The organism is Labrys sp. HAY1-8F (genome assembly GCF_056754975.1).
In genome coordinates this window covers 2,420,649-2,434,217 of record NZ_JBPGWZ010000002.1, presented here as the reverse complement: position 1 = coordinate 2,434,217, position 13,569 = coordinate 2,420,649, and the positions used below count along the sequence as shown (strand labels likewise).

Below are 13,569 nucleotides of genomic sequence, written 5' to 3'. Positions count from 1 at the left end.
GACGTTGACCTAAATTGTGTGTATCAATACACAATCCTCAGATGAGGCGCGACGACATGAATGTGAAGCGCTCCCCGATGACACCGAGAGAGGTTGTCAGCCGCCTCAAAAAGGAAGGTTGGGAGCTGAAACGGAAAGGGCCGGGTGACCACCAACAATTCACCCGGTCCGGCCGGCCCGGAAGAGTGACGGTTGACATGGGAGTAAGGGAGATCCCAACCGGGACGCTCCGGTCGATATTCAAGCAGGCGGAGTGGGAGTGGTGAACTCCCACTCCTTCTTCGGATCACCAAGGAGGGTGTGATGAGGGCATTGGCATACGCATTGATCCATGAAGAGAATGGAATTTATGGCATTTCGTTCCCTGATTTCCCCGGCGCCGTATCGGGTGGAGGCTCGGCGGAAGAGGCGATTGCCAAAGGGCGGCAGGCATTGGCTCTGCATGTCGAGGGTATGGTCGAGGATGGCGAGGCGCTTCCTCTGCTCCGTGAGCTCTCCGAACTTCGGGTGGATCCCGAATTCGTGGAGTGGAGCAAGGATGCAGTGCTGGTCCTGGTTCCTGTCGACTTGCCGTCGAAGCCCGTCCGCATCAACATCTCGATCGATGAGGGATTGCTTGATCGTATCGATCGAGCGGCCAAGGCACGCGGCGAAACCCGTAGCGGGTATTTGGCCAGTGCAGCGAAGGTCAGGCTTGCAGGGTAACCTATTTGCCCCGCACCGTTACGCCGTGGTGACCTCTGAACATCAAGCGGCACGGATACACGATAACGGCGCGGCGAAGCGCATGATCTTCATCCCATTTGCATGGCGTAACGCTTGGCTTCGGCGATCAGGGCGGCGACCAGGGGTGTCTGGGTTTCGCGCTTGGGTGTGATCAGGCCGACCTTGTGATGCGCCTGCGGCTCGACGATGGGGATCGAGCGCACATGGTCGCCGGCGCCCAGCATCTCGACCAGGATGGCCGGCATCACGCTCGACCAGCGCCCCGTGCGCACATGCGAGAGCAGCACCTGCATCGAGTTGGAAACCAGGGTCGGCGCCACCGGCGTCTCGGCATTGCGCAGGAGGTGGTCGACGATGCGCCGGTTCTGCATGTCGGGCGTCAGCAGGCAGAGCGGCACATGGCCGAGCTCCTCCCAGCTCACCGTGTTGCGGCCGGCGAATTCGCCATTGACGTCGGTGAGCAGGCAATAGCTTTCGCGATAGAGCTCCACCGTCGAGACCTTCCCCAGCGGCTCGTTGTCGAGATAGGTGATGCCGGCATCGATGGCCAGGTCCTCCAACTCCTGCAGCACAGTGGTCGAGGGGCGCGAGAGGATGGTGAAGGTCACGTTGGGGTGGCGGGCGCGAAAGGGCGTGGTGATCGAGGCAACCATGGAGAGTGCCGTCGGGATCACCGAGATGGTGAGGTGACCGTTGAGGCCGCGCTTGAGCGCCTCGACCTCCTGGCGCATGGCGCGGCTGTCGCTGACGATGCGCCGGGCCCATTCCAGCACCCTGTCACCCTCCGGGGTGAAGCCCTGGAAGCGCGAGCCGCGCGCCACCAGCAGGACGCCGAGTTCGCCTTCGAGCTGCTTGATGCCGGCCGAGAGGGTGGGCTGGGTCACCCCGCAGATCTCGGCGGCCCGGCCGAAATGGTGCTCGCGGGAGAGAGCGATCAGGAATTCGAGCTTGTCGATCATGGCCCGGATTGTAGGTCGAAGCGGCGGTAAGTCTACAGCATCGGTTCTGAATTCTGAATTCGGGCTGGGTACATCGACCGTTGGCGCGGACGACCGGATAACGGCGCACGACTCTGTAGAGATTCAGCACCGCAAGGTTTGGTGCTTAAGGTGCCCATACTGTCGGTGTAAAAAAATTCACACATTTTAAAAATAACTGGAATCGAAGTTGTCTCTTAAATTAGGAATTTAATAGAATCGGCGTGTCTTGATTCGATAGATGTTTGTTGAGTGTTGGGTTGAGATCGGTTCGTTAGAGAAAATGGGGGGAGAAGGTGAAGCAGTTCATACTTTTGTGTTTGGTCGGCTTGCTGATGGCCAGCTGTTCCACAGTAACGCGTGGTACAACCAATCAGATTCAGGTGATTTCGAATCCATCTGCAGCCCAGGTAAGAACATCTATCGGAAATGCTTGCACGACGCCGTGTACTTTTGAAGTTTCGCGCAAATCGGAATTCATAGCGACGATTAGCAAGGAAGGCCATAAACCCGTCGATGTCCCGGTGAAGACACGCGTTGCTGGAGCTGGAGCGGCGGGGTTCGCCGGTAATATCGTCGCGGGTGGGATCATCGGCATGGGAGTCGACGCGGCCACGGGCGCTACGCTGGAGCATTATCCCAATCCGATCAATGTATCGCTGGAACCCAATACTCCTGCGGTCGTGAATAGATCGGTTCGCCGGAATGCCAAGGCGCGCAAGCCCAAGTCATCCACGTCCTGATTGCCCTTCTTCAGGCTGAAAATCCGGATCGAAAACGGCGGGTTCTCACCCTTTGGTCGTGAAGCCTCGAAGAGGCAGCCTCGTGCCACCGGCAGGAAACCGACTTCGCCTTCGAACTGGCAGAAGCCGGCCGAGAGTGCGGACTGCGCCACTCCGCAAATCTCGGCCGCGGGCGAATGCCGCAAACTTCGCATTTGAATAGAAGAGGAAGCCGGCGGAAGGCCCCGCATTCGATAACACGCATCGGTTGCATCCCGTGACGAATCGCACGGAGAGACCGGGGCGGCGGTGGCATTGTCATCCCATCAAAGCAAGCGCAGCCCGCGCAAGACAAAAATGGGAACAAGACGATGTTGAGGAAGATCCTGACCGGAACCCTGGTTGCCGCCACGCTGGCTGGCACCGCCATTGCCACCACCGGCACTGCCGAAGCCCGTTATGGCCGTGGTGGCGCTTTCGCCGCCGGCGCTGGCATCGGCCTGCTGGGCGGCCTGCTCGCCGGCTCCGCCTACAACAACAACTATTATGGCGGCGGCTATTACGACGAATACCGCCCCGTCTACTATCGCCAGTATCGCCGCTGCACCATCCAGAAGCGTTGGGTCGAGGACTACTATGGTGGCCACTGGGCTCGCGTGAGGGTCTGCTACTGAGCCCGGATTCGGGTTATCGGACCCTGCACCCCAACACCAGCCCGGTAGCCCGTAGGAAGCCCCGCCCCCGGTGGGGCTTCCGCCTTTTTGCGGTAAGGGATGATGGCCTGCAGGCCGTCACGGCTCGTTGGCGGGGAGCCTGTCCACAAAGACCAGTTCGCAACAATCCGCGTTGAACGCCAGGACCTGGGCCGGCTCGAACAGCCAGGGCGTATTTCTTTGCCACCATCGAGCGGCTTGCGGGGAATGGTTCTCGAGCAGGCGCAAGGCGCTTGCGGCCTGCACCGAATAGGCCTGCCAAATTGCCGTCGGCGGCTTGAAGCCCAAGCGCTGCTTCAGCAGGCTGAGGACGCCGGCCGGATTGCGAAACCCGATTTCGACGATCATCGTCTCCGGCTCCGACGGCGCCGTTTCCAACAGCGGCAGGGTCAGGCCGATCCAGGCCTGCCTGATGGCGATGGGAGCTTCCCCCTGGGGTGTCGCGTCGATCCTGATGCCGCGCCATGGGGTCAAGTGGGCCATCGACGTTTGCTCCATCACGAACGAAGGGCAGGCTCGTTCGTCCTTGTGAACAAATAAGCGAACAAAACGGCGAACGTCGACATTTCATCGCTGGTGGAGCGAGTAGGATTTGCCGATGTGGGAAAGAATGTGCATCACTCTTCGCATTGCAACATAAATTCCCAACTCCCCTCCAGACCGCGAGTGCTCATGCGACCGTCCTTCCGCCGCCTGCTCGTCGCCAATCGTTCCGAGATCGCCATCCGCGTGTTCCGGGCCGCCACGGAACTCGGCATCTCCACCATTGCCGTCTATGCGGAGGAGGACAAACTTTCGCTGCACCGCTTCAAGGCTGATGAAGCCTACCAGATCGGCAAGGGCAAGGGTTCTGAAAGGAATCTGGGACCGGTGGAGGCCTATCTCTCCATCGACGAGGTGATCCGCGTCGCCAAGGAAGCCAGGGCCGATGCGATCCATCCCGGCTACGGCCTGCTGTCGGAGAGCCCGGAATTCGCCGAAGCCTGCGCCGCCGCCGGCATCGTCTTCATCGGTCCCAGCCCCAAGACCCTGCGCACGCTCGGCAACAAGGTCGATGCGCGCAACCTCGCCATTTCGGTCGGCGTGCCGGTGATGCCGGCGACCGACCCGCTTCCCGACGATCCCGAAGCGATCAAGGCGGCGGCCCAGGCTGTGGGCTATCCTGTGATGCTCAAGGCCTCCTGGGGCGGCGGCGGGCGTGGCATGCGCCCGATCGAGAGCGAGGACAAGCTGCTCGATGCCGTCTTCACCGCCAAGCGCGAGGCCAAGGCCGCCTTCGGCAAGGATGAGGTCTATCTGGAAAAGCTGGTGCGCCGCGCCCGCCATGTCGAGGTGCAGATCCTCGGTGACGGCAACGGTACGCTGGTGCATCTGTTCGAGCGTGACTGCTCGATCCAGCGCCGCAACCAGAAGGTGATCGAGCGCGCGCCCGCGCCCTATCTCGACGAGGAGACTCGCCAGGGCCTGTGCGAATCGGCGCTCAAGATCGGGCGCGGCACCGATTATGCCGGCGCCGGCACCGTCGAGTTCCTGATGGATGCCGATACCGGCAAGTTCTATTTCATCGAGGTCAATCCGCGCGTCCAGGTCGAGCACACCGTCACCGAGGTCGTCACCGATCTCGACATCGTCAAGGCCCAGATCCGCATCGCCGAGGGCGGGCGCATCGGCGTCATCGGCGCCGATGGCGAGCTGGAGACCGGCATTCCCGCCCAGGACGACATCTTCATGCGCGGCCATGCGCTGCAGTGCCGGCTGACCACGGAGAACCCCGAGAACAATTTCATCCCGGACTATGGCCGCATCACCGCCTATCGCGGTGCCATGGGCTTCGGCATCCGCATCGACGGCGGCACTGCCTATTCCGGCGCGGTGGTGACACGCTGGTACGATCCGCTCCTGGAAAAGGTCACGGCCTGGGCCTCCACCCCGCAGGAAGCCATCGCCCGCATGACCCGCGCCTTGCGCGAATACCGTATCCGGGGCGTCGCCACCAACCTGCCCTTCCTGGAGGCGGTGCTGGCGCATGAGAAGTTCCGCTCCAACCGTTACACCACGCGCTTCATCGACGAGACGCCCGAGCTGTTCCAGTTCGCCAAGCGCCGCGACCGCGCCACCAAGCTCCTGACCTATATCGCCGACGTCACCGTCAACGGCCATCCCGAGGCGCGCGGCCGAGCGCGGCCGCCCGCCGAGGCGCGCACGCCGCATGCGCCCGAATTCAAGGTGAGGCCCGCCTCCGGCACCAAGCAGCTGCTCGACACGCTGGGCCCGGAGAAGTTCGCGAGCTGGATGAAGGAGGAAAAGCGCGTCCTCGTCACCGACACCACCATGCGCGACGCCCACCAGTCGCTGCTGGCCACGCGCATGCGCACCTACGACATCGCCGGCGTCGCCTCGGCCTATGCCGCCGGCCTGCCGCAGCTGCTTTCGCTCGAATGCTGGGGCGGTGCCACCTTCGACGTCGCTATGCGCTTCCTCACCGAGGATCCCTGGGAGCGTCTCGCCTTGATCCGCGAACGCGCGCCCAACATCCTCACCCAGATGCTGCTGCGCGGGGCCAATGGCGTCGGCTACACCAATTATCCCGACAATGTCGTACGGCTCTTCGTCAAGCAGGCGGCCGATGCCGGCATGGACCTCTTCCGCATCTTCGACTGCCTGAACTGGGTCGAGAACATGCGGGTGTCTATTGACGCCGTGCTGGAGGCCGGCAAGCTGGCCGAGGGCGCGATCTGCTATACGGCCGACCTTTTCGACGCCTCGCGCTCGAAATACGACCTGGCCTATTACGTCCGCATGGCGCGCGAACTTGAAAAGGCCGGCTGCCATATCCTGGCGATCAAGGACATGGCCGGCCTGCTCAAGCCGGCCCAGGCCCGCAAGCTGGTGAGCGAACTCAAGCAGGAGATCGGCCTGCCGATCCACCTGCACACCCACGACACTTCGGGCATTGCCGGCGCCACCGTGCTGGCGGCGATCGAGGCTGGCGTCGATGCGGTCGATGCCGCCATGGATGCGATGTCTGGCACGACGTCCCAGGCCTGCCTCGGCTCCATCGTCGAGGCGCTCAGGCATTCCGAGCGCGATCCCGGCCTCGATCCGGAGGCGATCCGCCAGATCTCCTTCTATTGGGAGGCGGCGCGTACGCAATACACCGCCTTCGAGAGTGACCTGAAGGCCGGTGCGTCGGAGGTCTATCTGCACGAGATGCCGGGCGGCCAGTTCACCAATCTCAAGGAGCAGGCCCGCTCCCTCGGCCTGGAGACGCGCTGGCACGAGGTGGCCAAAGCCTATCGCGCCGCCAACGATCTGTTCGGCGACATCGTCAAGGTGACGCCGTCTTCCAAGGTGGTCGGCGACATGGCGCTGATGATGGTGGCGCAGGGCCTCACCCCGGAGGATGTCGCCGATCCCGCCCGCGAGGTCGCCTTCCCGGCCTCCGTCGTCGAGATGATGCACGGCGATCTCGGCCAGCCCGAGGGCGGCTGGCCCGCCGCCTTGCAGAAGAAGATCCTCAAGGATGCATCGCCGATCACCGTGCGCCCCGGCTCGCTGCTGCCGCCGGCCGACATTCCGGCGTTGAAGGCGGAGGTGGAGAAGAAGATCGGCCGCGCCGTGGAGGGCAACGAGATCTCCTCCTATCTGATGTATCCCAAGGTCTTCACCGACTATGCCGTCACCGCCCGCAAATACGGGCCCGTTTCGGTGCTGCCGACCGCGACCTATTTCTACGGCATGGCGCCGGGCGACGAACTCACCATCGAAATCGAGCGCGGCAAGGCCCTGGTGATCCGCCTGCAGACGATGGGCGAGACCGATGAGGAAGGGCAGGTTCGAGTCTTCTTCGAGCTCAACGGCCAGCCGCGTATCATCAAGGTGCCCAACCGCCTGGCCGCCGGCAGCGTCAAGGCGCGCCGTAAGGCGGAGGACGGCAACGAGGCCCATATCGCCGCGCCGATGCCGGGCGCCATCTCCACCGTGGCGGTGAAGGCGGGGCAGGCGGTCAAGGCGGGCGACGTGCTCTTGACCATCGAGGCGATGAAGATGGAGACCGCGCTCCACGCTCCGAAGGACGGCAAGATCGCCGAAGTGCTGGTCTCGCCCGGGGCCCAGATCGATGCCAAGGACCTCATGATGGTGATGGGATAACTTCCGGGTGCGCGGGCTTCCAGCCCGCTCTTTCCGCCGACCCTTGGAACCGGCGCATTTGCGGGGTAGGAAGAGCGGACGAGACGTCCGCGCACCCGGAAAGCCCATGTCCCCCGCCTTCACCCTCCATCACCAGCTTGCAGGCGATTCGATCGCCATCGGCGACCTTGCCCTGTCGCATCTGCGCCTGTTGAACGATGCCAGCTTCCCCTGGCTTCTCCTCATCCCCAAACATCCCGATATCAGCGAGATCATCGAGCTCGACGAGGCTGATAGAACCGTGCTGATGCAGGAGATCGCCGCGGTCTCTCAGGCGCTGAAGGCTCTCACGGGCTGCGACAAGCTCAATGTCGCCGCCCTTGGCAATATGGTGCCGCAGCTTCATATCCACGTCATCGCCCGTTTCAAGGGCGACCCCGCCTGGCCGAAACCCGTCTGGGGGCAGGTGCCTGCACGGCCTTATGCGGAAGCTGTCGCCGCCGATTTGATTAGCCAGCTTCGCAGGCTGCTGTCGATTTCATGAAGATCTTGCCGGAAAAATTTGCCATGACACTGCATACTCTGTTCGATCGTTCCGCCGCCATCGCCTATTCGGTCAATCCACTCGATCGCGCCTCGGGTCAGCGCGAGGACGAAGCCTTCATCGCGGACAAGCTGGCCCATTCCTCATGCCGGTTCTTTGCCTTCTCGGGCGACATCCCGCTTCTGCGCATTCGCGACGGCGCCCATGAGGCTCTGTTCGATCGCGAGGAGATCGAATCTTTCAAAGATAGCCGGCAAATTGTCTTCCTCGGCCTGCAGTCCGATGGCAGTGCCGTGTTCGCACAGGCTTTCGACAAGGGGCTGGCCGACGAACTCGCCTGGCGCACGGATGTCGAGGCGATGGACCTGCGCTCCCTTGCCATGCGGGGCCTGGTGGCGCCGGGCATTCTCGGCGAGCTATCCACGGCCAAGGAAGTGCTGGACTGGCACCAGCGTCATCGTTTCTGTGCCAATTGCGGCCAGGAGACCCGGATCACGTCCAGTGGCTGGCGGCGCGACTGTGCCAATTGCAGCACCCAGCATTTTCCCCGCGTCGATCCGGTGGTGATCATGCTGGCTATCGATGGCGATCGCTGCCTGATGGGTCGCCAGACCCGCTTTCCGGAAAAGATGTATTCGGCGCTGGCTGGCTTCCTGGAGCCCGGCGAGACCATCGAGGATGCCGTGCGGCGCGAGGTCCTGGAGGAATCGGGCATCGCCTGCTCGCATGTGCGCTATTTCGCCTCGCAACCCTGGCCCTTCCCCTCCTCCCTGATGGTGGGCTGCTTTGCCCGGGCGGTCGGCCGCGACATCAATGTCGACATCAAGGAACTCGAGGATGCGCGCTGGTTTACGCGCGAAGAGGTGGTCCAGATGCTGATCGACGAGCATCCGCAGGGCTTCAGCGCGCCCAGGCCGATGGCGATCGCCCATCACCTCCTGAAGGAATTCGCGGAGAAGGGCGGCGCGGTGGTGCCGTGAGGTTGGAGGGCGGACATCCTGTCCGCCTCTTGGAAGCGCTGCGCGTGATGGAGAGCAAGAGGCGGACAGGATGTCCGCGCTCCGTTCACTCCGCCGGTGGCGCGTGGTCGTCGCGGGCCGGATCGGCAGGGAACACGCCGAAGATGCGCATCTTGGTCGAGAAGAAGCCGAGTTCTTCCAAAGCGCGCTTGAGGTTCTTCTCCTCGGGATGGCCGTCGACCTCGGCATAGAACTGGGTGGCGGAGAAATGCCCGCCGACCATGTAGCTTTCCAGCTTGGTCATGTTGATGCCGTTGGTGGCAAAGCCGCCCATCGCCTTGTAGAGCGCGGCCGGCAGGTTGCGTACCGTGAAGATCAGCGACGTCACCGTCGGCCCCTTGCCCATGGGCACCCAATCCGGCTCGCGCGACAGCACCACGAAGCGGGTGGTGTTGTAGGGCTCGTCCTCGACATCGGGCTTGAGGACCTCGAGGCCATAGATTTCCGCTGCCAGCGTGGAAGCGAGGGCTGATTTGCTCGGATCCTGCCAGTCGCGCACCAGCCGGGCGGCGCCGGCGGTGTCGCTTTCGGTCACCGGCGTGAGGCCGAGGCCGCGCATGGTGATGCGGCATTGGCCGAGGGCCTGGGGATGGCTGTGCACCGTGCGGATGGTGTCGAGGCTCGCGCCCGGGACCGCCATGAGCTGATGGTGGATCGGCAGGAAATATTCGCCGATGATATGCAGGTCCGAGGTCGGCAAGAGATGATGGATGTCGGCGACGCGCCCCGCCACCGAATTCTCGATCGGGATCATGGCAAGCTCCGCCTCGCCGGAAGACACCGCATTGAAGGCGTCCTCGAAGGTCGGGCAGGGCAAGGGTTCGGCGTCGGGATAGACGTTGATGCAGGCGATATGGGAATTGGCACCAGGCTCACCCTGGAACGAAACTTTCAGTTTGGACTCGGTCATCAGTTTAATGTCTTTCGAGAATCGCGCGGGCGCGTTCGAGATCTTCCTGGGTATCGACACCTAGCGGCACGGCGGGAACGATCGCAACATCGATGCGCATTCCCGCTTCCAGCGCCCGCAATTGCTCGAGGCGCTCGCGCTGCTCCAACGGTGCCGGTGGCAGCGTGACGAAGCGCTCCAGCGCGGCGCGGCGATAGGCGTAGAGGCCGATATGGTGATAGAGGTCGCCCTCGCCCCAGGGGGCGGTGGCGCGGGTAAAATAGAGCGCCCGCAACACGCCGGGCTCGATCGACGTGCCCACCACCTTCACCACGCTGGAATTGGTCTTCTCCTCCTCGCGCGTGATCACGGCGGCGAGGGTGGCGATATCCACAGCCTCGTTGGCGAGCGGCCCGAACACGGCGCGGATCGATTCCGGCTCGATGGTCGGCAGGTCGCCCTGGACATTGATGATGGTGTCGTGCCGGCCCTCGGGGTCGATAGCGCTCAAAGCCTCGTAGATGCGATCCGAGCCGGTGGGGTGGTCGGGCCGCGTCATCACCGCTTCGCCGCCTGCGGCACGCACGGCGTCGGCGACCTCGGCCGTATCCGTCGCCACCACCGCCCGGCCCAGGCGCGATTCGCACGCCCGGCGCCAGACATGCACGATCATCGCTTCCCCTGCGATCGGGGCGAGCGGCTTGCCCGGCAGGCGGGTTGAGGCCATGCGAGCGGGAATCAGGATGAGGGGATGAGACAAGGAAATTCACCTAGAGGCCGTTGTGAACCATGGATAGGGTTTTGATGAGGTCAAGGCTGGCCGGATGGGAGGAGCGAGCGCTGCCAAGACTTATGTCTTGGCAAGCGAAGCGACACTGCAGGTGGCCAGTCTTGACCTCACCCCGAAGGGGCGTGGCGCTTTTGCTCGACGAGTGCGTCGTTCCAGCCACAGGCTTTGCCTGTGGCAGACGTAGCAAGCCGCAAGGCTTGCGTCCTCGAACTCCTTCTCCTCGAACAAAATCGCTCACGTCAAAATCCTATCCATGGTTCATAACAGCCTCTGAACGGCCGCTTCCGGAGCGGGGCGGCGAAAAGTAGCAAGCGCGCGCGATTTATACGAGTTGCAAACTACGGGTCAAACCGGATAGAGGGTCCCATGCGGTTTGCCGCTTGACAGAGTGGCTGCCGGAGTTTGTGTTTGGGGCAATCAGGTGCGGGGGCATCTTTTGCCTTTGGTCGCGTCTATTTCGCTAAGTCTATCTCGAGTCGGAGCCGGGGATGAGTTCGTCGTCATCGTTTGAACTGAACAAGATTGCCGGCGCAGTCCTGGGCACGCTGATGCTGACCTTGGGTCTGGGCATTGTCGCCGAGGAAATCTTCAAGCAGGAAAAACCGGAGAAGGCGGGCTATGAGCTCACCGACGCCGCGCCGGCCACCACTGCCGAGGCGCCTGCTGCCTCCCAGGATCCGCCGCTGGCCGAGCTGGTCGCCAAGGCCTCGGTCGAGAAGGGCGCCGCCATCTTCAAGAAGTGCGCTGCCTGCCATACCGACGACCAGACCGGCAAGAACGGCGTGGGTCCGAACCTGTTCGGTGTGATCGGCGGGCCGAAGGGCCACAAGACGGACTTCGCCTATTCCGATGCCATCAAGGCGCTGCACGACAAGGGTGAGACCTGGACGCCCGACGATTTCTATCACTTCATCAAGAGCCCGCAGGCTTTCGCCAAGGGCACCAAGATGTCCTTCGCCGGTCTGCCCAAGCCGCAGGACCGCGCCGACATCCTGGCCTATCTCAATTCGAAGAGCGAAAAGCCGATCGATCTGCCGAAGTAAGCAGCGGCGCTCTTGTCAGAATCTGCCAAAGCCGGGCTCAGCGCCCGGCTTTTTGCTGTCGCGTGATCTGCAACTTTTCCGAATAAGGCGCGACAAGCCCTCTCCACGAAGTGGGAAGGGTGGCCCGACGAAGTCGGGTCGGGTGGGGTGTGGCGGGCAGCGCTATGTCCCAAGCAAGCTTGCGCGGCCCGTCCCGCCATCGCGTCATGCATGGCGCATTGCCCGCCACACCCCATCCGTCATTGCTTCGCAATGAACAGCCACATCTTCGTTTCGAAGATGTGGCTGACTTCCCCACTTCGTGGAGAAGGCTGTTATGCCATAGTGGGATGGTATCGCGAGAGCTGCGCCCCTATCGCCGCCTGATCCCGAGCGGCACGCCTACCGTCGGCGGCACCGGCAGGTCGGCGTGGGCCCCGGCGATCGCCGCGATGCGCTCGGCGATCGCTGGCGGGAAAGGGGAGGAACGCCCGGCCTGCATGTCGACATGCACCAGGATCTGCTCGGCGGTGGCGAGCACTGCTCCATCAGCCTCGTTGGTCATGGCATGGAAGACGTGCAGGCGCTTGGCGTCGTGGTCGATGAGCTGGAGCGTCAGTGCCAGCGGATCGCCGATATGGGCCTCGCGCCGATTATGGATGCGGGTTTCCATGGTGTAGATCGAGGAACCCGCGGCGCGATAGGCCTCGTCGACGCCGATCATGCGGAAGAAGACATCCGAGGAATCCCCGAACACCAAGAGGAAGGCGCTCTCCGTCATGTGGTCGTTGTAGTCGGTCCACGCCTCGACCACCGGCGTGCGGTGCAGGGCCAGCGGGGCCGGGATCGGCTTGGCCCAATCCCAGCCCGCAAAGGGCTTGCCCTCGTTAGGGGTAGTGACCCGGCTCATTTCTGCTTCTTCAGGCCGAGCTTGTCGCGCGCTTCCGCTGGCGTGAGCGCCCGCCCGCCCAGACGCTCGATCACTTCCTTGGCGCGGGTGGTGAGCGACTGGTTGGTCGCATGTACGCCGCGGTCGAGCCAGATATTGTCTTCCAGGCCGACGCGGACATTGCCGCCCAGCAGCATGGACTGGGCCACGAAGGGCATCTGCATGCGGCCGATGGCGAAGGCGGCCCAATTGGCGCCCGGCGGCAGATGGTTGCGCATGGCGACCATGGTCTCGGTGGTGGCCTCCGCGCCCCAGGGGATGCCGAGGCAGAGCTGGAACATCGGCGGCGCGTCGATCAGGCCGCGCTTGATCAGATCCTTGGCCTGCCAGATATGGCCGAGTTCGAAGCACTCGATCTCGGGCTTTACCCCGACGGCCTGGATGCGCTCGGCCATCTCACGCAAGGTCTCGCCGGTGGCCATGAACAGGCCGTCGCTGAAATTCACCGACCCGCAATCCAGCGTGCAGATCTCGGGCCTCAGTTCCTCGACATGGGCGACGCGCTCGGCCGCATTGGCGATGTCGGTGCCCGTGCCCCCGGTGCGCGGATTGGCGGGGTCGAAGAAGAAGTCGCCGCCCATGCCGGCGGTGAGGTTGATCACCACATCCACGCCCGAATCGCGGATGCGCTGGACGGCCTCGCGATAATGTTCGAGCTTGCGGCCGGCCTTGCCGGTGTCGACATCGCGGACATGCAGATGGGCGATGGCGGCACCCGCCTTGGCCGCCTCGATAGCCGAGTCGGCGATCTGCTTGGGCGTGACCGGAATGGCCGGATGCTTGCCAACGGTGTCGCCGGCCCCGGTGATCGCGCAGGATATGATGACGTCGGTATTCACGGTGCTTCCTCCCTGTCGCAGGGATGTTAGGCCAGCCCCGTTTACGGACGTGACCTGTCGCGACAGGCACGATGCAGAATGCGACAGGGGCGCTTTGCCTGCTTGCACGGGAGTTCCAAGAGCGGACGTCGCCGCCACATAGAGCGCCGCTCAATGTGGCTGTTGTCCGCGATCCCAGCCGCACCGCTTCCTGCGCGACGCCGCCAAGGTTTGCTCAAGAGACGCCAACGCTGGGACCGCGGACGTCT

At 63.4% G+C, this 13,569-nt stretch carries 14 protein-coding genes; 8 read left to right on the top strand and 6 right to left on the bottom strand.

Annotated features, from left to right (window positions below):
- Positions 1-41 precede the first annotated feature (41 nt).
- Both ACR9ZN_RS20360 and ACR9ZN_RS20355 read left to right on the top strand, forming a co-directional pair.
- Positions 42-266 carry a type II toxin-antitoxin system HicA family toxin gene (locus ACR9ZN_RS20360; protein WP_481273032.1) on the top strand — a complete coding sequence of 75 codons (225 nt, stop codon included), beginning with the start codon at positions 42-44 and terminating at the stop codon, positions 264-266.
- A 37-nt stretch (positions 267-303) separates the two neighbouring features.
- The gene (locus tag ACR9ZN_RS20355) at positions 304-705 is read left to right on the top strand and encodes a type II toxin-antitoxin system HicB family antitoxin (protein WP_454816158.1); all 402 of its coding nucleotides are present in this window, start codon (positions 304-306) and stop codon (positions 703-705) included.
- A gap of 89 nt (positions 706-794) precedes the next feature.
- Here the strand turns inward: ACR9ZN_RS20355 and ACR9ZN_RS20350 are convergent, their stop codons facing one another.
- Positions 795-1,685: a LysR family transcriptional regulator gene (locus ACR9ZN_RS20350; RefSeq protein WP_434958261.1), complete on the bottom strand. Its 891-nt coding sequence runs from the start codon at positions 1,683-1,685 to the stop codon at positions 795-797.
- A 314-nt stretch (positions 1,686-1,999) separates the two neighbouring features.
- Between ACR9ZN_RS20350 and ACR9ZN_RS20345 the strand changes: the two genes are divergently transcribed.
- Both ACR9ZN_RS20345 and ACR9ZN_RS20340 read left to right on the top strand, forming a co-directional pair.
- Positions 2,000-2,446 carry a putative periplasmic lipoprotein gene (locus tag ACR9ZN_RS20345; protein ID WP_454816156.1) on the top strand — a complete coding sequence of 149 codons (447 nt, stop codon included), beginning with the start codon at positions 2,000-2,002 and terminating at the stop codon, positions 2,444-2,446.
- 350 nt (positions 2,447-2,796) lie between these two features.
- Entirely contained in the window at positions 2,797-3,099 is a 303-nt protein-coding gene (locus ACR9ZN_RS20340; protein ID WP_481273031.1) for a hypothetical protein, read from the top strand.
- Between the two features lie 117 nt (positions 3,100-3,216).
- On the opposite strand, the gene ACR9ZN_RS20335 is transcribed toward ACR9ZN_RS20340, so the two are convergent.
- Positions 3,217-3,621 (bottom strand): hypothetical protein, encoded by a 405-nt coding sequence (locus ACR9ZN_RS20335; RefSeq protein ID WP_454816152.1) that lies wholly within the window; start codon positions 3,619-3,621, stop codon positions 3,217-3,219.
- 189 nt (positions 3,622-3,810) lie between these two features.
- Here ACR9ZN_RS20335 and pyc point away from each other — a divergent pair, with 189 nt between their 5' ends.
- From pyc to nudC, 3 genes are all read left to right on the top strand, one after another.
- Positions 3,811-7,290: a pyruvate carboxylase gene (gene pyc / locus ACR9ZN_RS20330; RefSeq protein ID WP_481273030.1), complete on the top strand. Its 3,480-nt coding sequence runs from the start codon at positions 3,811-3,813 to the stop codon at positions 7,288-7,290.
- A gap of 106 nt (positions 7,291-7,396) precedes the next feature.
- Complete coding sequence (locus tag ACR9ZN_RS20325) at positions 7,397-7,813, top strand: HIT family protein (RefSeq protein ID WP_481273029.1); 417 nt, start codon at positions 7,397-7,399, stop codon at positions 7,811-7,813.
- A 23-nt stretch (positions 7,814-7,836) separates the two neighbouring features.
- Positions 7,837-8,793 carry an NAD(+) diphosphatase gene (gene nudC / locus ACR9ZN_RS20320; protein WP_441773250.1) on the top strand — a complete coding sequence of 319 codons (957 nt, stop codon included), beginning with the start codon at positions 7,837-7,839 and terminating at the stop codon, positions 8,791-8,793.
- 85 nt (positions 8,794-8,878) lie between these two features.
- Here the strand turns inward: nudC and ACR9ZN_RS20315 are convergent, their stop codons facing one another.
- Both ACR9ZN_RS20315 and ACR9ZN_RS20310 read right to left on the bottom strand, forming a co-directional pair.
- Positions 8,879-9,742, bottom strand: coding sequence for a prephenate dehydratase (locus ACR9ZN_RS20315; RefSeq protein WP_434958255.1), 864 nt, complete (start codon positions 9,740-9,742; stop codon positions 8,879-8,881).
- A gap of 4 nt (positions 9,743-9,746) precedes the next feature.
- On the bottom strand, positions 9,747-10,481 hold the full coding sequence (locus ACR9ZN_RS20310) for a 3-deoxy-manno-octulosonate cytidylyltransferase (protein WP_481273028.1): 735 nt from the start codon (positions 10,479-10,481) through the stop codon (positions 9,747-9,749).
- A 518-nt stretch (positions 10,482-10,999) separates the two neighbouring features.
- Here ACR9ZN_RS20310 and ACR9ZN_RS20305 point away from each other — a divergent pair.
- The gene (locus ACR9ZN_RS20305) at positions 11,000-11,554 is read left to right on the top strand and encodes a c-type cytochrome (protein ID WP_434958253.1); all 555 of its coding nucleotides are present in this window, start codon (positions 11,000-11,002) and stop codon (positions 11,552-11,554) included.
- Positions 11,555-11,906: 352 nt separating this feature from the next.
- Here the strand turns inward: ACR9ZN_RS20305 and ACR9ZN_RS20300 are convergent, their stop codons facing one another.
- On the bottom strand, positions 11,907-12,443 hold the full coding sequence (locus ACR9ZN_RS20300) for a thioesterase family protein (RefSeq protein ID WP_454816144.1): 537 nt from the start codon (positions 12,441-12,443) through the stop codon (positions 11,907-11,909).
- On the bottom strand, positions 12,440-13,321 hold the full coding sequence (locus ACR9ZN_RS20295) for a beta-keto acid cleavage family enzyme (RefSeq protein ID WP_441773249.1): 882 nt from the start codon (positions 13,319-13,321) through the stop codon (positions 12,440-12,442). Before ACR9ZN_RS20295 ends, ACR9ZN_RS20300 begins: the two co-directional genes overlap by 4 nt.
- Positions 13,322-13,569: the final 248 nt, after the last annotated feature.